Origin of the sequence: Amycolatopsis sp. Poz14 (assembly GCF_006704225.1) — a bacterium.
In the GTDB taxonomy this organism is placed as follows: Bacteria; Actinomycetota; Actinomycetes; order Mycobacteriales; family Pseudonocardiaceae; genus Amycolatopsis; species Amycolatopsis nivea.
In genome coordinates this window covers 6,270,087-6,286,595 of the sequence record NZ_JACLHD010000001.1, presented here as the reverse complement: position 1 = coordinate 6,286,595, position 16,509 = coordinate 6,270,087, and the positions used below count along the sequence as shown (strand labels likewise).

The following is a 16,509-nucleotide window of genomic DNA, read 5'->3' as shown; positions in this document are numbered from 1 at the left end:
CAGTCGTTTTCCGGGATACTGGCGTGGTGACGTGTGCGCTGGTGACCCCGTGGTGGCGTCGTCGGGTCGCCGGGGCGGGTTCCGCCGCGGGCGGTGTGGTCCCGACGGCGATTCTCGACTGGCGCGATCCGCTCGTGCAGTCGTTGGTGCGGGCGACCGCGTCGGACGACCGGTTGGCCGGGTTGCGGGCGGCGCACCGGGTGATCGCCGGTGCGGTGCGGCCGGTGTATGCGGTGCAGGAGCGGCAGCCGATCTCGCGGACGTTGCGTCGCGGGCGGGGTTCGTGCAGTCAGCGGCTGGCGATTCTGGAGGGAGTCGCGCGGGCGCAAGGGATTCCGACGCGGGTGCGGGGCCTGCTCGTGGACGGCCGGTTCTGGTATCCGCGGTTTCCGCGGCTGAAGTCCCTGGTGCCGTCGCGGGTGCTGGTGGCGTGGCCCGAGTTCGGGATCGACGGCAGCTGGGTCCCGGTCGGGGAGTTGTTCGGACCGTTGACCGCGTTGGCGGCGAGTCCGGGATTTTCCAATGACAGCGGGGAAACGCTGTTCGACGCGGTGTCCCGCACGGCGATCGACTGGGACGGCGTCACCTGCGAAACCGGCGGAGCGTGTGACCTGTCGGCGACGGTGCTGGCGGATCTAGGCCGTTTCGATTCGCGCGACGAGCTGTTCCGGCGGCACGGCCAGACGTTGTCCGGTCCGTTGACGAGGCTGATCGACCCGGTGCTGAGCCGGTGGGTGCCGCGTCAGAGCGCCTCCAGCCGCTGACGCAGATGCGCGCGTTCCGGCTCGGTTCCCGCGCTGGCCAACGCTTCCCGGTACGCCGCCGCGGCTTCGTCGTCGCGGCCGAGGCGGTGCAGCAGGTCTCCGCGAGCCGCGGCGTACGGGTGGTAGCCCTGCAGTCGCGGCTCGCTGGCTAGCCCGTCTAGGAGTTTGAGTCCGGCTTCGGGTCCGTCGCGCATCGCCACCGCGGCCGCGCGGTTGAGCGCGACCACCGGGGTCGGGGCGAGGGCCAGCAGGATGTCGTACAGCGCCACGATCTGCGGCCAGTCGGTGTGCGCGACGTCCGGTGCTTCGGCGTGCAGCGCGGCGATCGCCGACTGCACGCCGTACGGCCCGGGCGGGCCGCCGGTCAGCGCGACCGGCACCAGCGCGCGGCCTTCGTCGATCAGCGCCGCGTCCCAGGAGGTGCGGTCCTGGTCTTCGAGCAGGACGAACTCGCCGTCCGGTCCGGTGCGCGCGGCGCGGCGGGCGTGGACGAGCAGCAGAAGCGCCAGCAGTCCGGTGCTCTCGCGTTCGTCGGGCAGCAGGCGGTGCAGGATCCGCGCCAGCCGGATCGCTTCCTCGGCCAGGTCCGGACGCTGGATGTCCGGGCCGGAGCTGGCCGCGTAGCCCTCGGTGAACAGCGAATACAGCACCTGCAGCACGCCGGGCAGCCGGGCGCGCAGCTCGTCGCCGGCCGGGACGCGGAACGGGATGCGGTGGTCGCGGATCCGGTTCTTGGCCCGCACGATCCGTTTCGCCATCGTCGCGGTCGGCACGAGGAACGCCCGCGCCACCTCGGGCGTGGTGAGCCCGGCCAGGCAGCGCAGCGTGAGCGCGAGCCGGTCCTCGGCGGCCAGCGCGAGGTGAGCGCAGGCGAAGAACAGCTGGAGCCGGTCGTCGGGCAGGTCGCCGTCGGCCCCGGGCGGCGGGGGAGGGTCGCTGCGGTCGGATTCCGCTTGCAGGACGGCGAGTTTCGCCGCGTACGCCTGGTCGCGGCGGAGCCGGTCGACGGCCTTGCGGCGCGCGGTCGTCATCAGCCACGCGCCGGGTTTCGGTGGGACGCCGTCGACCGGCCAGCGCACCAGCGCGGCCTCCACCGCTTCGGCGGCGACCTCCTCGGCCAGGTCGAGGTCGCCGAAACGGCGGACGAGCGCGCCGAGCAGGCGGCCGTGCTCCTCGCGGAACACGGCCGCCACGGACGCTCGCGCGTCAGGCATCGAAGTCGGCGATCGGGCGCACCACGACCGAACCGTCCCGCGAACCCGGGCAGCGGGCCGCCCAGTCGAGCGCCGCGTCGAGGTCCGGCACGTCCAGCACGTAGAACCCGCCGAGCAGTTCGCGGGTCTCGGCGAACGGGCCGTCGGTCGTGATGGACCGCTCGCCGTCCGCGCCCACCTGCACCTTGGTAGCGGTCACGAGATCGGCGAGGGACTCCCCGCTGACGAACACCCCCGCGTCGCGGACTTCCTTGTCGTAGGCCATCCAGTCGGCGGGCTCGCAGCCGGCCGCCCCGCCCTGCTCGGTGGCCGCGGAAGCGTGGATCAGCAGCAGGTACTTCATGGTCGGGCTCCTTCGTCGGTCAGCGCGGCCGGAGTGCCGCACTGACCTCACCACGAACGGCGCCCGCCCGGATGGACAGCGCCCGGAAGACATTTTTCCGGACAATCCGCTCAGGAGGCGGCAGGCGCGGTGCGGAAGTTCTGATCGGCGAAGGCGAGCATGTACGGGAGCGTCGCGCGGGCGGTGTGCCAGGTGTGGTTGAACCCGCGCTCGGCGTGCACCACGACCTCCTGGCCGCGCCGTTCCAGCGACCCGGCGATGCGGTGCGCGGTCGCGACGTCGGTCGGCGCGCCGGTGCCGACGGTCAGCATCACGGCGACCTTCTGCGGGAACGGCATCGTCGGGATGTAGCGGCGCGGGGTGTTCGCCGCGATCGCCGCCTGGTTGCCGCCGAGGACGCCGACCGAGTCGTTCAGGTCGTCGTACGGCAGCGAGATCAGCAGCGTGCCGAACTCGTCGAGGTGGTGCAGCCCGATGTTCAGCGCGCCGAAGCCGCCGCCGGACATGCCGCCGAGCGCGCGGTGGCCGCGGTCGGCGAAGGTGCGGTAGTGCTGGTCGACCGACGGGACGATGCTGCTGGCGAGATACGTCTCCAGCTGCGGTCCGCCCGGGACGTTGAGGCATTCCCAGTCGGTGCTCGGCCGGTTGGCGGTGAGGTCGACGCTCACGATGATCATCGGCTGGATCACGTTCGCGTCTTCGAGGCTTTTCAGCGTCTGCGGCGCGGAGCCGGAGGTGAGCCAGTCGCGCGGACCGCCGTAGGGGTAGCCGTGGATCAGGTAGACGACCGGGTAGCGCTTGGCCGCGTTCGCCGGATCGTGGTAGCCGGCCGGCAGGATGACGTAGTTCTCGCCGTTCTGCACGCCGTGCGCCGGGTCGGGGACGTTGAGGACCTCGGTGCTGCCGTTGGCGTTCGCCGGAGCCGCCGGGCGGCCGGCGGCGGGGGAGCTGCCGCTGCTCCCGCCGGTGGAGCTGTCCGGCGTGCTGGGGTCCGAATCCTCGGCCGGATCGTCGCTGGTGCTGCGCAGCAGGGTGCCCGCGACGTTCATCGCGCCGGAACCGCGCTGCAGCAGCCTGCCGAGGTCGCTGGGCGTGCGGACGTAGCCGACGTAGCTGTTCACCGCGGTGACCGCGGCGATCAGGAACAGTGCGATCGACCCGCTGACGCCCCAGCGGCGCACGCGGCGGCGGTGCGCGAGCGCGATGGTGACGGCGAGGACCGCCGCGGCGGCCCCGGCGAACGCCAGCCACAGCAAGGGGGATTCGAGCGGCCCGAGGTCGCGCGCCTGCGACGTGACCGACGGGGGCAGGACCGGATCGACAGCCTGCGGGAGCAGCCGGGTCATCCGCGGCCTGCCGGAGACGGGCAGCTGCGACCGCGGGAGGAAAAACGCACTGAGAAGACCCCTGCCGTGAACTGGTGCGGACAGGGCAGTCCGCACCTCGAAGATCACGCTATTGAGGGCTCGCTGTGGATTCGTTGAGAAAAGGTAAAGAAACGATCAAGACCCGCCCCCGATGCGGCGAGCTGACGGCAAAAGCACAGGTCAGCGCGGGGTCGGCCGGGCACTGCGGCGAAGAACACGGTGCCCGGCCGAACGCCGGCGGAGAGACGTTAGGGCATCGCGCGGTCAGGCGTCGCGGTCCGGATTCCGGTAGACGGTCAGCGCGCTCGGCCGCGACCGGAACCGGAACTCCCGCCCGAGCGGCCCGACCTCCCCGTCGGTGGCGACCCGGCGGTTCCCGTCGAGCAGCCGCACGTGCAGCTCCGGCAGGTCCCGCTGCCGGTAGACGTGGCTCGCGTGCAGGCTGTTGGTGAGGCTCGCGGCCACGAACCGGATCCGCGACCAGCGCACGTCGGCCCGCACGTACCGGACGTCGAGCAGGCCGGTGTCGAGCGCCGGGCGCCGCGACGGCGCGAACCCTTTCGGTGCGTACGTGCCGTTGCCGACGAAGATCAGCCACACCTGCGTCGGCTTCCCGTTCAGCTGCACCCGCAGCGGTTTCGCCCGCCGCAGCGCCCGCACCAGCGCGATCGCCGCGGACGGCCACTTCGGGAACCGGGTCTGCAGCTTTTCCCGCAGCCGCACCATTTCCGGATACCCGCCGAGGCTCGCGGTGTTGACGAACCAGCGGTGCCCGGCCTCGCCGGAGCCGTCGATCTCGACCTCGGCCAGGTCGATGCCGACCGCGTGCCCGCCCTCGGTCGCCTCGTCCGCGTCCGGCATCGACCGGACCCCGACGTCGCGGGCGAAGTGGTTGAGCGTCCCGGCCGGGATGAGCGCCAGCGGCAGCCCGCGTTCGGCGGCGACCGACGCCACGGCCGCGACCGTGCCGTCCCCGCCCGCCACGCCGAGCGCGCGGACCGAACCGTGCGCTTCGATCTCGTCGGCGAGCTGCTCGCGCAGATCCCGCGACGGGTCCGGGTAGATCAGCGACGCCTTCGGCCACGCGTAGCGGACGTCCTCGGTCGGGTCCTGGCCGTTGACGCCCGAATGCGGGTTGACCAGCGCCAGCATGTCCTCGCCGTCGCGCATCTCCGGCGCTTCCGCCGCGTGCGCGGTGCGGGCGCGGACATCCGGGTGCAGCGGCCACCAGTGCCGGGTCAGCACGGCGATCCCGGTCCCGATCGCGAGCCCCGCGGCGACGTCGCTCGGCCAGTGCACGCCGGTGTGCACCCGCGAGTAGGCGACCGCGCCGGCGAGCGGCACGATCGCCAGCCCGGCCCGCGGCGACTCCATCGCGACCGCGGTCGCGAACGCGGCGGCGGAAGCCGAATGCCCGGACGGGAACGACGACGACGTCGGCCGTTTCCGCAGCTGACGGTGCGCCGGAACCTCTTCCTCGGCCGGACGGCGGCGCGGGAACAACGGCTTCGCGACCAGGTTCGCCGCGGCGCTCGCCCCCGCGATGGCGGCGATCCCGCGCAGCGCGCCGCGGCGCGCCGGGCCCTTCCGGACCGCCAGCACGGCCGCCACGCCCCACCAGAGCCGCGATTTGTCCGCACTTCGGGACAGCGCGGTCACGATGTCGTCCGCCCGGGTGCGGGGGAGCGCCGCACTGTGCCTCATCAGGGCCCGATCCCTCCGCCCTACCTGCCGGAACGCCCGGCCGACCTGCTGGAACACTCTCGTCCACCTCCGCTGGCCGCGCCGGATCGCCCACCGGTCCCGGCGACCGGTTTCCGCCGCAATGTCACCACTTGCAACGTACCGACCGCGTGTCGCCGCCCGAACGGCGCACCTTCCGCGGGGGTCCAGCGCCTACTCTGGTGGGATGCAGCGGCGGATCTTTGGCATCGAGACCGAGTTCGGGGTCACGTGCACCTTTCACGGCCAGCGCAGGCTCTCGCCCGACGAGGTCGCGCGCTACCTCTTCCGGCGGGTCGTCTCGTGGGGACGCTCGTCCAACGTGTTCCTGTCCAACGGCTCCAGGCTCTACCTCGACGTGGGCTCGCACCCGGAGTACGCGACAGCGGAGTGCGACGACCTGACCCAGCTCGTCACGCACGACAAAGCAGGCGAGCGGATCCTCGAGGACCTCCTCGTGGACGCCGAGCGCAGGCTGGCCGACGAGGGCATCGGCGGCGACATCTTCCTGTTCAAGAACAACACCGACTCCGCGGGCAACTCCTACGGCTGCCACGAGAACTACCTGGTGACCCGTGCCGGGGAGTTCTCCCGGATCGCCGACGTGCTGCTGCCCTTCCTCGTCACCCGCCAGCTCATCTGCGGCGCGGGCAAGGTGCTGCAGACCCCGCGCGGCGCGGTGTACTGCCTTTCCCAGCGCGCCGAGCACATCTGGGAGGGCGTCTCCAGCGCCACCACCCGGTCCCGGCCGATCATCAACACCCGCGACGAACCGCACGCCGACGCCGAGCGCTACCGGCGCCTGCACGTCATCGTCGGCGACTCCAACATGGCCGAGCCGACGACGATGCTGAAGGTCGGGTCCGCGCACCTCGTGCTCGAGATGATCGAGGCCGGGGTCCAGTTCCGCGACTTCACCCTCGACAACCCGATCCGCGCGATCCGGGAGATCAGCCACGACCTCACCGGACGCCGCCAGGTCCGCCTCGCCGGCGGGCGCGAGGCGTCCGCGCTGGACATCCAGCGGGAGTACCACGCCCGCGCCGTCCAGCACCTGAAGGAGAACGGGTCCACCCCGGCCAACGAACGCGTGGTGGAGCTGTGGGGCCGCGCGCTCGAGGCGGTCGAGGAGCAGGACTTCAGCAAGATCGACACCGAGATCGACTGGGCGATCAAGCACCGCCTGGTCGAGCGCTACCGGGCCAAGCACGACCTGGACCTGTCCAGCCCGCGCGTGGCCCAGCTCGACCTCGCCTACCACGACATCCGCCGCGGCCGGGGCATCTTCGACCTGCTGCAGCGCAAGGGACTCGTCCGGCGCGTCACCGACGACGGCGAGATCGAGGCGGCCAAGGACACCCCGCCGCAGACCACCCGGGCGAAACTCCGCGGCGACTTCATCGCGGCGGCCCAGGCGGCCGGACGGGACTTCACCGTCGACTGGGTGCACCTGAAGCTGAACGACCAGGCGCAGCGGACCGTGCTGTGCAAGGACCCGTTCCGGTCGGTCGACGAGCGCGTGGAACGGCTGATCGGCTCGCTGTAATTTCCGCGCCGGAACACCGGCTCGATGGTCGCGAGGGGCCCTGACGGAATCAGATTCCGTCAGGGCCCCTCACGAACCTCCCTCGGCGTTCCCGCGTCGGGGTTGCGCGAGCGGTCCGGGCGCGGGAAAACGTTGCTGCGCGCGCATAAACCGACGAAAGTTGTCACCCGAGTGCGGCAGGATCTCCGCATGCGTGCGTTCCGGAGAGTCCTCGTCCTCATAGCGGTGCTGTCGGTGTCCCTGGGCGGAGTCGCCGCGGCCTCTTCGCTGCCGTCGTGGCGGCTGCTGCCCACCGGCACCGCCGCGCAATTCCGCGGGCTGTCCGCGGTGAGCGAGCGGGTGGCGTGGGTCAGCGGGACCCAGGGCACCGTGCTGCGGACGGTCGACGGCGGGCACAGCTGGCGGCCGGTCGGCCCGCCGGACACCGGGAAGCTCGAGTTCCGCGACATCGAGGCCTTCGACGCCGACCACGCCGTCGTGCTGTCGATCGGGTCCGGTGCGGATTCCCGGATCTACCGCACCGACGACGCCGGGAAGCACTGGCGGCAGACGTTCAGCAATCCCGATTCCGCCGCCTTCTACGACTGCCTCGCCTTCTTCGACCCGTGGCGCGGCCTCGCGATGAGCGACCCGGTCGACGGGAAGTTCCGCGTCCAGGCCACCTTCGACGGCGGCCGCAGCTGGAAGCAGCTCCCCGACGACGCGTTCCCGCCCGCCGAACCCGGCGAAGCCGGATTCGCCGCCAGCGGCCAGTGCATCACCACGTCCGGACCGTTCGACGCCTGGCTCGCCACCGGCGGGGGTGCGCACGCCCGCGTCCTGCACTCCGGAGACGGCGGGCGGCACTGGACCGCGGCTGAAACCCCGTTGCCCAGCAGCGCGTCGGCCGGAGTGTTCGCGGTGGCGTTCCGTACGCCGTGGCAAGGCGTCGCGATCGGCGGCGACTACGCGAACCCGACCGCGCCCGGTCCGGCGGTCGCGCTCAGCCATGATCGAGGAAGCAACTGGCGCACGCCGCCGGAGCATCCCGCCGGTTACCGTTCCGGGCTCGCCTGGCGCGGCGGCACGGTGCTGGCCGTCGGGCCGGGCGGGAGCGATCTGAGCCGCGACGGGGGACGGCACTGGACCTCCTTCGACAGCGGCAGTTTCGACACCGTCGACTGCACGTGGTCCGGCGCGTGCTGGGCCAGCGGAGCCAAGGGCCGCGTCGCGAAGCTGGTTCCGTAAGAGGGAACCCGTTCCGGGCAGGGAAGCCGCCCGGAACGGCGGTGCGTGACGGGACGCGCACGGCGGGTCCGTTCGGTCGCACGCGGGCTGACCAGGCGCGACGCGCGAGGGCTGGACCTGACGATCGCGCGCGGCCGGGAGAGCTAGAGTCGTCTGGTGTCCACCGCACGCGCCGAACGGCTGGTCAACCTCGTGCTGGCCCTGCTCTCCACCCGGCAGTACCTGACCGCGGAGCGGATCCGCGGGATCGTGCCCGGGTACGCCGACGCGGCCAGCGACGACGCCTTCTTCCGCACCTTCGAGCGGGACAAGACCGAACTGCGCGAACTCGGCATCCCGCTCGAAACCGGCCGCAACTCCGTCTTCGACCCGGTCGAGGGCTACCGCATCGCGCGCCGCGACTACGAACTCGGCGAGATCGACCTCGCGCCGGACGAGGCCGCGGCGGTCGGGCTCGCCGTCCGGCTCTGGGATTCGCCCGAGCTCACCGGACAGGCCCAGGGCGCGCTGGTGAAACTGCGCGCGGCCGGCGTCGAGGTCGACGACCAGGCCCCGACCGTGATCGAACCGCGGGTGCGCGCGGAACCGGCGTTCGCGCCGATGCTCGCCGCCGTCCAGGCCGGGCAGGCGGTCCGGTTCGAGTACCGGCGCAGCGGCTCGCCCGAACGCCGCATCCGCACGCTCGAACCGTGGGGCGTCGTGTCCTGGCGCGCCCGCTGGTACGTCGTCGGGCACGACCGCGACCGCGACGCGCCCCGCTGCTTCCGGCTCTCCCGCGTCACCGGAAAGGTCGCCGCGATCGGGAAACCGGGCGCGGTCGCGCGCCCCGAGGGCGTCAACCTCATGCAGCTCGTGTCGGTGACCGGCGGCAGCGAAGACCCGGCCCCGGTCACGACCGCCCGGCTGTGGGTCGCCGACGGCCGCGCCGCCGGAGTCCGCCGCCGCGGCGACATCGTCGGCCGCGAAACCGTCGCGGGCGAGGAAGGCGACGTCATCGAGATCGGCCTGTACTTCCCGGAATCGGCCGCCGACTGGATCGCCGCGCAAGGCCCGGACGTCCTCGTCCTCGAACCGGACGTGCTCGCCAAATCCGTGCAGCACCGGCTCGAGGCCGTGCTCGCCCGCACCGGGCAGGGGAGCGCCCGATGAGCGCCTCCGGCGAACGCATGCCGAGACTCCTCGCGCTCGTGCCCTACCTGCTGGCCCGCCCCGGCATCCGGATCGACGAGGCCGCGCAGGACTTCGACGTCACCCCGCGCCAGCTGCGCAAAGACCTCGAACTGCTGTGGATGTGCGGCCTGCCCGGCTACGGCCCCGGCGACCTCATCGACCTGTCTTTCGAAGGCGACACCATCGTCGTCACCCACGACGCCGGGATGAGCCGCCCGCTGCGCCTCACCGGCGGCGAGGCCACCGCGCTGCTGGTCGCGCTCCGCGCGCTCGCCGAAACCCCGGGCGTGGCCGACGGCGACGCGGTCCGCCGCGCCATCGCCAAGATCGAGGACGCCGCCGGGCAGGCCCGCCCGGCCGGAGTCGTCGTCGGGGGAGGAGTGCGCGAAGGAGCCCGCGCCGCCCGCACCCGCGAGACCGTCTCCGGCGCCCTGCAGGACGGCCGCGCGCTGCGGATGCGCTACTACACCGCCTCGCGCGACCAGATCACCGAACGCACCGTCGACCCGATGCGGCTCGTCATCGTCCAAGGCGTCGGCTACCTCGAAGCGTGGTGCCGCCGGGTCGAAGGCGTCCGGCTCTTCCGCCTCGATCGGGTGGACGCGCTCACCGTATTGGACGAACCCGCAGCTCCGCCCGCCCACGCGCGGCCCACCGACCTGTCCGACGGGGTCTTCTCCGCCCGTCCCGATCAGCGGGTCGCCCATCTCGTGCTCGACCCCGACGCGCGCTGGGTCGCCGAGTACTACCCGTGCGAGGAACTCGACGAGCTCGACGGCGGGCGGCTGCGCATCGCGATGCGCTACAGCGACGAGCCCTGGATGGTCCGCCTCGTGCTCAGCCTCGGCGGGGAAGCCCAGGTGGAGAGCCCCGCCACACTCGCCGAGGCTGTCGGTCGCCGGGCCGCCGACGCGGTGGCGCGTGCCCGTCACCTCATGTCCATCTCCGACCGATAAGGTGGTTTCAGTGCCGTACCTGCCCGTCTATGTGCTGCTCGCGGCCGGCCTGCTCGTCCTGGCCCTGCTGCTGGTACGGACCGCCGGAGTCTTGCGCCGCTTCCGCCGCACCATGAGCATGGTCAGTGCGGACACCCACGACCGGACCGGACTCCTCCGGGCCCGGTCCGCGGCACTCCGTGTGGCCGTGGCCGAACGCCGCCCGGCGACCGGCAACAAGTAACATCAGCACAGACCCCAGACAAGGAGGGCAGACGACCATGAACGCGCTGCAGCCGTGGCACATCATCGTTCTGGTGCTCGTGGTGGTTCTGCTGTTCGGAGCGAAGCGGCTCCCGGACGCGGCCCGGTCCATCGGCAAGTCCATGAAGATCTTCAAGGCCGAGACCAAGGACCTGACCGGCGAACAGAAGGCCGAAGCCGAGGCCGAGCCCGCCGACACCCGGCACATCGCCCCTCCCGCGCCCGCGCAGACCGCGCAGGACAAGCAGGTCGCCGACCTCCAGCGCCAGCTCGACGAACTGAAGAAGCAGCAGGCGGCATCGGCCGACCAGCCGCAGAAGAACGCGAGCTGACCCTCCGCGCGCACCACCCGGTCCCCGGTCCACGGCGGCGCGCCGGTGCGGCGCGCCCCGGCGGGCTCTGACGAGAACGGAACGACCAGTGGCGGAAGCCGCCAACGGCAACGGCAGCCGGTCCAGCAAGCGGAGCCGGCGCAGCCGTCGGAAAAACCCCGACGGCACGATGACGCTCATCGAGCACATCTACGAGTTCCGCCGCCGCCTCGGCTGGGCGGTCGTTTTCGTCGTCATCGGCGCGATCTTCGGGTTCATCTGGTTCGGCCAGCGGTTCGGGCCGATCCCGTCGCTCGGCGACATCATGACGCACCCGTACTGCGCCATCCCGAAGGAACAGCGGTTCGGCGGCGAAACCGGCTGCCGCCTGCTGCAGACGGTCCCGTTCGAAGTCTTCATGCTCCGCCTGAAAGTCGGCGTCGCCGCGGGCGCGGTCCTGCTGTCCCCGGCCTGGCTGTACCAGCTGTGGGCGTTCATCGCCCCCGGCCTCTACGCCAAGGAACGCAAGTACGCGCTCACCTTCGTCGGCTTCGCCTCCGTGCTCTTCGCCGCCGGCGCGGTACTGGCCTACCTGCTCGTCCCGCACGCCCTCGCGCTGCTCGCCGGGTTCGGCCAGGACCAGTTCGTCACCGCCCTCACCGGCGACAAGTACATCTCGTTCATCCTCTCGCTGCTGGTGATCTTCGGCGTCAGCTTCGAACTGCCGCTGCTCGTCGTGATGCTCAACCGCGTCGGCGTGCTCAAGTACCAGCAGCTCAAGAAGTGGCGCCGCGGCATCGTGTTCGCGCTGTTCGTCTTCGCCGCGTTCGCCACCCCCGGCTCGGACCCGTTCTCGATGCTCGGCCTCGCCGCCGCGCTCACCCTGCTGTTCGAGATCTCGATCCAGATCGCCCGCTTCCACGACCGCAAGCTTGACCGCGTCCGCCAGGACGAGGGCTGGGACCAGCTCGCCGACGACGAGGCCGCGCCGTTCCACTACACGCCGAGCACCGCCGACGGCGAGGAACCGGCCGCGCAGAAACCGGCGTCCGGCCGCTCCGGCTCGACCGACGACATCACCTGACCGTGGGCCTGAACGCAGCACTGGCCGTGCACCCGGCCTCCGGCCGCGGCGCCGCGGCGCGCCTCGCCGAAGCGGTCGCGGCACGGCTCCGGCCCGCCGTCGACCGGCTCGACCTCCTCACCGCCACCAGCGTCGAGGAATCCCGCGCGCTCATGCGGTCCTCGCACGCCGAAGGCCTCGACGTGCTGATCGTCCTCGGCGGCGACGGAGCGGCCCACCAGGGCGTCCAGTTCTGCGCCGACCACGGCGTCGCGCTCGGCCTCGTCCCCTCCGGCACCGGCAACGACTTCGCCCGCGCCCTCGGCGTCCCGGCCGACCCGCGCGCCGCCACCGACGCCCTCGCCAAAGCCCTGCAGGCCGGGCACCGCCGCAGCGTCGACCTCGGCCGCGTCGGCGACACCTGGTTCGCCACCGTGCTGTGCGCCGGATTCGACGCCGCCGTCAACGCCCGCGCGAACGCGATGCGCTGGCCCGCCGGACCCCGCCGCTACGACCTCGCGATCCTCGCCGAACTCGCCGCGTTCAAGCCCAGCCCGATCGTCGTGCACACCGACGAAGGCACCTTCTCCGGGGACACGAGCCTGATCGCCGTCGGCAACACCCCGTTCTACGGCGGCGGCATCCCGATCTGCCCCGACGCCGACCCCGGCGACGGCCTCTTCGACGTCACCGTCATCGGCGCCCCCGGCCGCGCCCGCCTGCTCCGGATGCTGCCGCACCTGCGCACCGGCGAACACGTGCACAAGCCCAGCGTCGAAACCTTCCGCACCCGCACCCTGCGCATCGAAGCACCCGGCTGGCCGGTCTACGCCGACGGCGAAGACCAAGGCCAGGCACCGGTCGAAGCGACCTGCGTGCCCTCCGCGCTCACGGTCGTCGCGCCCCCGCGGTGACCGGCGGCACGCCGCGTGCGGAATGTCGGGGGCATGTGGAACCCTGACGGGGTGGCCACTAGCCCTTCACCATCGCCGGCCGAGGCCTACGCTGCCTCCCGTCGCCGCGCCAAGCACCCCCAGCTGACCCGGTTTTCCGCCGAATCGGCCTTCGAATTCGACGATTTCCAGATCCGCGGCTGCGAAGCGCTCGAAGAGGGCCACGGCGTCCTGGTCTGCGCCCCCACCGGGGCGGGCAAGACCGTCGTCGGCGAGTTCGCCGTCCACCTCGCCCTCGCCGAGGGCCGCAAATGCTTCTACACCACCCCGATCAAGGCCCTGTCCAACCAGAAGTACGCCGACCTCGTCGAACGCTACGGCAACGACGCCGTCGGCCTGCTCACCGGCGACACCTCGATCAACGGCAATGCCCAGGTGGTCGTCATGACCACCGAGGTGCTGCGCAACATGCTCTACGCGGGCAGCTCCGCCATCCCCGAACTCGGCTACGTCGTCATGGACGAGGTCCACTACCTCGCCGACCGCTTCCGCGGCGCGGTCTGGGAGGAAGTGATCCTCCACCTGCCCGAGCACGTCCGCGTCGTCGGCCTCTCCGCCACCGTCAGCAACGCCGAGGAATTCGGCGAATGGCTCGTCGAGGTCCGCGGCGACACCACCGTCGTCGTCGACGAGCACCGCCCGGTCCCGCTGTGGCAGCACATGCTCGTCGGCAACCAGCTGCTCGACCTGTTCGCCGGCCAGAACGAGGCCGACCCGGGAGAACAGCTCCGGATCAACCCCACGCTGCTGCGCAAAACCGACGACATGGGCCGCTTCGCCCCCAACTTCCGCGGCCCGCGCGGAGGCCGCCGCGGAGGACCGCCGCGCGGACCGAGGTTCCGGCCGCCGTCGCGCGTGGACGTGGTCGAACGGCTCGACCACGCCGGGCTGCTGCCCGCGATCGTGTTCATCTTCTCCCGCGCCGGCTGCGACGCGGCGGTCGCCCAGTGCGTCCGGTCCGGCCTGCGGCTCAACGGCCCCGAACAGGTCGAGGAGATCCGCCGGATCGTCGACGAGCGCACCGCTGAGCTGCCCGAGGGCGACCTCGGCGTCCTCGGCTACTGGGAATGGCGCGAGGCGCTGGAGCGCGGCTTCGCGGGCCACCACGCCGGGCTGCTGCCCGCGTTCAAGGAAACCGTCGAGGAACTGTTCGTCCGCGGCCTGGTCAAGGTCGTGTTCGCGACCGAAACCCTCGCGCTCGGCATCAACATGCCCGCCCGCACCGTCGTGCTCGAACGGCTCGTGAAATACAACGGCGAGGCGCACGTCGACCTCACCCCGGGCGAATACACCCAGCTCACCGGCCGCGCCGGCCGCCGGGGCATCGACATCGAAGGCCACGCCGTCGTCGCCTGGCAGCCCGGCGTCGACCCGAAGGCCGTCGCCGGTCTCGCGTCCACCCGCACGTACCCGCTGCGCTCGTCGTTCCGCCCCGGCTACAACATGGCGGTCAACCTCGTCGCCCAGGTCGGCGCGGACGCCGCCCGCGACCTGCTGGAACAGTCGTTCGCGCAGTTCCAGGCCGACCGGTCGGTCGTCGGCACCGCACGGCGGATCGAACGAAACAAGGAAGCCCTCAAGGGCTACACCGCCGCGATCTCCGGCGACTTCGACCAGATGCTCGAGTACGTCGAACTCCGCGCGCAGATCTCCGCCCGCGAGAAGACCCTGTCGCGGCAGAACACCTCCTCCCGCCGCGCCGAGACCGCCCAATCGCTGGAGAAACTGCGCAAGGGCGACGTCATCCCGGTCCCGGCGGGCCGCCGCGCCGGGCTCGCCGTGGTGGTCGACCCCGGCCTCGACCCGATCCGCGAACCCCGGCCGGTCGTCGTCACCGAGGACCGCTGGTCCGGGCCGCTGTCGGTCGCCGACTTCCCGGCCCCGGTCGAAGCCCTCGGCCGGATCAAGCTGCCCAAGCACATCGAACTGCGCTCGCCCAAGACCCGCCGCGACATCGCCTCGTCGCTGCGCAACGCCGGCATCGCGCTCCCCGGCCGCCAGCGCCGCCGCACCGCGGCCGCCGACGACGCCGAACTCGCCTCGCTGCGCCGCGCCCTGCGCGCCCACCCCTGCCACGGCCTCGCCGAACGCGAGGCCAACCTCCGCTGGGTCGAGCGCTACCAGCGGCTGTCGGCCGAAACCGAACAGCTCGAACGGAAGGTCGCGGCCACCACGCACTCGCTGGCCCGCGCGTTCGACCGGATCCTGCGGCTGCTCGGCGAACGCGGCTACGTCCGCCCCGGCGACGGCGAGGACCGCGTCACCGAACACGGCCGCCGCCTCACCCGCCTCTACAGCGAATCCGACCTGCTCGCCGCCGAATGCATCCGGCACGGCGTCTGGAACGGCCTCGGCCCGGCCGAACTCGCCGCCGTCGTGTCCACCCTCGTGTTCGAAGCACGCCGCGACACCGCGGGCGAACCCCGCCTGCCCGGCGGCGCGGTCCCCGGCGCGTGGCAGGAAACCAGCAGGCTGTGGGTCGAACTCACCGAGGACGAACGCCGCCACCGCCTCGACCGCACCCGCGAACCCGACGCCGGGTTCGCGTGGCCGGTCTACCGCTGGGCGCGCGGCGAATCCCTGGAGAAGGTCCTCACCGCGGCCGAGACCAACGGACAGGAACTGTCCGCGGGCGACTTCGTCCGCTGGTGCCGCCAGGTCATCGACCTGCTCGACCAGGTCCGCGACGTCCTCGGCAAGGAGGACCCGGTCGGCGCGGCGGCGGCACAGGCGGTCCGGGCGCTGCGCCGCGGCGTCGTGGCGGCGGGCGCGGCGTGAGCGCGAGGGCACACCTTGGTAGCGACTGCGCGCGGACACGTGTGCCAGGTCCAGACCTGTGGTTGGATCGCGCACGACACCCGCGGCCCGGCCTGCGGATGCGGACAGACGAAGGCGGAGGCTAACGATGAGCACGCCGTATGGCGGCAACGACCCGCGGCAGCAGCCCCAGTACGGGCAACAGCCCTACGGCCAGGACCCCGGCTACGGGCAGCAGCCGGGCGGCGCGTACCCGCAGAGCGGGCCGCAGCAGCAGCCGTACCCGCCCCAGCAGTACGGCCAGCAGCCCTACGGTCAGGACCCGAACTACGGCCAGCAGCCCGGCGGCTACCCGCAGCAACACCAGCCGCAGCAGCCCCAGTGGGGACAGCAGCCGCCGCAGTACGGGCAGCAGCCGCCCTCCTACGGCCAGCAGCAGCCCTACGGCGATCCGCAGCAGCAACAGCAGTACGGCGGCCAGCAGCCCGGCCAGTACGACTACGGCCAGCCCGGCGGGGCCGCGCCGGAATCCTCGGGCGGGTCGAAGAAGGGCCTGTTCATCGGGATCGGCGCGCTCGTCGTCGTGGTGGCCGTCGTGGCGATCCTCGGCTTCGTCGCGCCCGGCTTCTTCAAGACCCAGGTCTTCAACAACAACCAGATGCAGACCGACGTCGCGAAGCTGCTCACCGACACCTACAAGATCCAGGGCGTCAGCGGGGTCACCTGCCCGGCCGAGCAGAAGGTGGAGGACGGCGCGAAATTCGAGTGCACCGCCACCATCAACGGCAAACCCCAGCAGGTCCCGATCACCGTCAAGGGCAACGACGGCAACTACGAGGTCTCGCCGCCCGCGGCCAAGTGACGCCCCGCAAT

Annotated in this window: 15 protein-coding genes; 11 read left to right on the top strand and 4 right to left on the bottom strand. The window is 72.1% G+C overall.

Translation table 11 applies throughout. The features are described 5' to 3' along the window. Window positions 1-26: 26 nt before the first annotated feature. Window positions 27-764, top strand: a complete 738-nt coding sequence (locus FKO37_RS29420) for a transglutaminase domain-containing protein (protein WP_238606602.1) — start codon at window positions 27-29, stop codon at window positions 762-764. Here FKO37_RS29420 and FKO37_RS29415 read toward each other — a convergent pair. From FKO37_RS29415 to FKO37_RS29400, 4 genes are all read right to left on the bottom strand, one after another. Beyond that, window positions 743-1,978 (bottom strand): RNA polymerase sigma factor, encoded by a 1,236-nt coding sequence (locus FKO37_RS29415; RefSeq protein WP_134734403.1) that lies wholly within the window; start codon window positions 1,976-1,978, stop codon window positions 743-745. The two genes, FKO37_RS29420 and FKO37_RS29415, sit on opposite strands and share 22 nt — an antisense overlap. Beyond that, window positions 1,971-2,321: a YciI family protein gene (locus FKO37_RS29410; protein WP_037806471.1), complete on the bottom strand. Its 351-nt coding sequence runs from the start codon at window positions 2,319-2,321 to the stop codon at window positions 1,971-1,973. The genes FKO37_RS29415 and FKO37_RS29410 overlap by 8 nt, the downstream gene beginning before the upstream one ends. A 110-nt stretch (window positions 2,322-2,431) precedes the next feature. Continuing rightward, window positions 2,432-3,667: an esterase family protein gene (locus FKO37_RS29405; RefSeq protein ID WP_238606601.1), complete on the bottom strand. Its 1,236-nt coding sequence runs from the start codon at window positions 3,665-3,667 to the stop codon at window positions 2,432-2,434. A 285-nt stretch (window positions 3,668-3,952) separates the two neighbouring features. Next, complete coding sequence (locus FKO37_RS29400) at window positions 3,953-5,392, bottom strand: bifunctional phosphatase PAP2/diacylglycerol kinase family protein (RefSeq protein WP_240014252.1); 1,440 nt, start codon at window positions 5,390-5,392, stop codon at window positions 3,953-3,955. Window positions 5,393-5,597: 205 nt separating this feature from the next. Between FKO37_RS29400 and pafA the strand changes: the two genes are divergently transcribed. The 10 genes from pafA to FKO37_RS29350 all read left to right on the top strand — a co-directional run bounded on the left by pafA (window position 5,598) and on the right by FKO37_RS29350 (window position 16,498). Beyond that, complete coding sequence (pafA, locus tag FKO37_RS29395) at window positions 5,598-6,956, top strand: Pup--protein ligase (protein ID WP_037806466.1); 1,359 nt, start codon at window positions 5,598-5,600, stop codon at window positions 6,954-6,956. A gap of 189 nt (window positions 6,957-7,145) precedes the next feature. Beyond that, on the top strand, window positions 7,146-8,183 hold the full coding sequence (locus FKO37_RS29390; protein ID WP_238606599.1) for an oxidoreductase: 1,038 nt from the start codon (window positions 7,146-7,148) through the stop codon (window positions 8,181-8,183). 156 nt (window positions 8,184-8,339) lie between these two features. After that, complete coding sequence (locus FKO37_RS29385; protein ID WP_037806460.1) at window positions 8,340-9,332, top strand: YafY family protein; 993 nt, start codon at window positions 8,340-8,342, stop codon at window positions 9,330-9,332. Continuing rightward, on the top strand, window positions 9,329-10,309 hold the full coding sequence (locus FKO37_RS29380) for a YafY family protein (protein WP_134731985.1): 981 nt from the start codon (window positions 9,329-9,331) through the stop codon (window positions 10,307-10,309). The genes FKO37_RS29385 and FKO37_RS29380 overlap by 4 nt, the downstream gene beginning before the upstream one ends. Window positions 10,310-10,319: 10 nt before the next feature. After that, window positions 10,320-10,532 carry a bacteriophage holin gene (locus FKO37_RS29375; protein WP_037806458.1) on the top strand — a complete coding sequence of 71 codons (213 nt, stop codon included), beginning with the start codon at window positions 10,320-10,322 and terminating at the stop codon, window positions 10,530-10,532. A 37-nt stretch (window positions 10,533-10,569) separates the two neighbouring features. Continuing rightward, a complete protein-coding gene (tatA, locus tag FKO37_RS29370) occupies window positions 10,570-10,884 on the top strand; it encodes a Sec-independent protein translocase subunit TatA (RefSeq protein WP_037806457.1) in 315 nt (104 codons plus the stop codon). Between the two features lie 88 nt (window positions 10,885-10,972). After that, window positions 10,973-11,947: a twin-arginine translocase subunit TatC gene (gene tatC / locus FKO37_RS29365; RefSeq protein ID WP_037806456.1), complete on the top strand. Its 975-nt coding sequence runs from the start codon at window positions 10,973-10,975 to the stop codon at window positions 11,945-11,947. A 2-nt stretch (window positions 11,948-11,949) separates the two neighbouring features. After that, window positions 11,950-12,840, top strand: a complete 891-nt coding sequence (locus FKO37_RS29360) for a diacylglycerol kinase family protein (RefSeq protein ID WP_134668495.1) — start codon at window positions 11,950-11,952, stop codon at window positions 12,838-12,840. Window positions 12,841-12,891: 51 nt separating this feature from the next. Further along, window positions 12,892-15,657 (top strand): RNA helicase, encoded by a 2,766-nt coding sequence (locus FKO37_RS29355; RefSeq protein WP_037806816.1) that lies wholly within the window; start codon window positions 12,892-12,894, stop codon window positions 15,655-15,657. A gap of 127 nt (window positions 15,658-15,784) precedes the next feature. After that, the gene (locus FKO37_RS29350; RefSeq protein ID WP_238606598.1) at window positions 15,785-16,498 is read left to right on the top strand and encodes a DUF4333 domain-containing protein; all 714 of its coding nucleotides are present in this window, start codon (window positions 15,785-15,787) and stop codon (window positions 16,496-16,498) included. Window positions 16,499-16,509: the final 11 nt, after the last annotated feature.

Excerpts from the sequence above, each read along its gene's own strand:
- tatA (WP_037806457.1), top strand. The coding sequence starts at position 10,570 with ATGAACGCGCTGCAGCCGTGGCACATCATCGTTCTGGTGCTCGTGGTG.
- pafA (WP_037806466.1), top strand. The coding sequence starts at position 5,598 with ATGCAGCGGCGGATCTTTGGCATCGAGACCGAGTTCGGGGTCACGTGC.
- FKO37_RS29405 (WP_238606601.1), bottom strand. The coding sequence starts at position 3,667 with ATGACCCGGCTGCTCCCGCAGGCTGTCGATCCGGTCCTGCCCCCGTCG.
- FKO37_RS29390 (WP_238606599.1), top strand. The coding sequence starts at position 7,146 with ATGCGTGCGTTCCGGAGAGTCCTCGTCCTCATAGCGGTGCTGTCGGTG.
- FKO37_RS29415 (WP_134734403.1), bottom strand. The coding sequence starts at position 1,978 with ATGCCTGACGCGCGAGCGTCCGTGGCGGCCGTGTTCCGCGAGGAGCAC.
- FKO37_RS29410 (WP_037806471.1), bottom strand. The coding sequence starts at position 2,321 with ATGAAGTACCTGCTGCTGATCCACGCTTCCGCGGCCACCGAGCAGGGC.
- FKO37_RS29400 (WP_240014252.1), bottom strand. The coding sequence starts at position 5,392 with ATGAGGCACAGTGCGGCGCTCCCCCGCACCCGGGCGGACGACATCGTG.
- FKO37_RS29350 (WP_238606598.1), top strand. The coding sequence starts at position 15,785 with ATGAGCACGCCGTATGGCGGCAACGACCCGCGGCAGCAGCCCCAGTAC.
- FKO37_RS29380 (WP_134731985.1), top strand. The coding sequence starts at position 9,329 with ATGAGCGCCTCCGGCGAACGCATGCCGAGACTCCTCGCGCTCGTGCCC.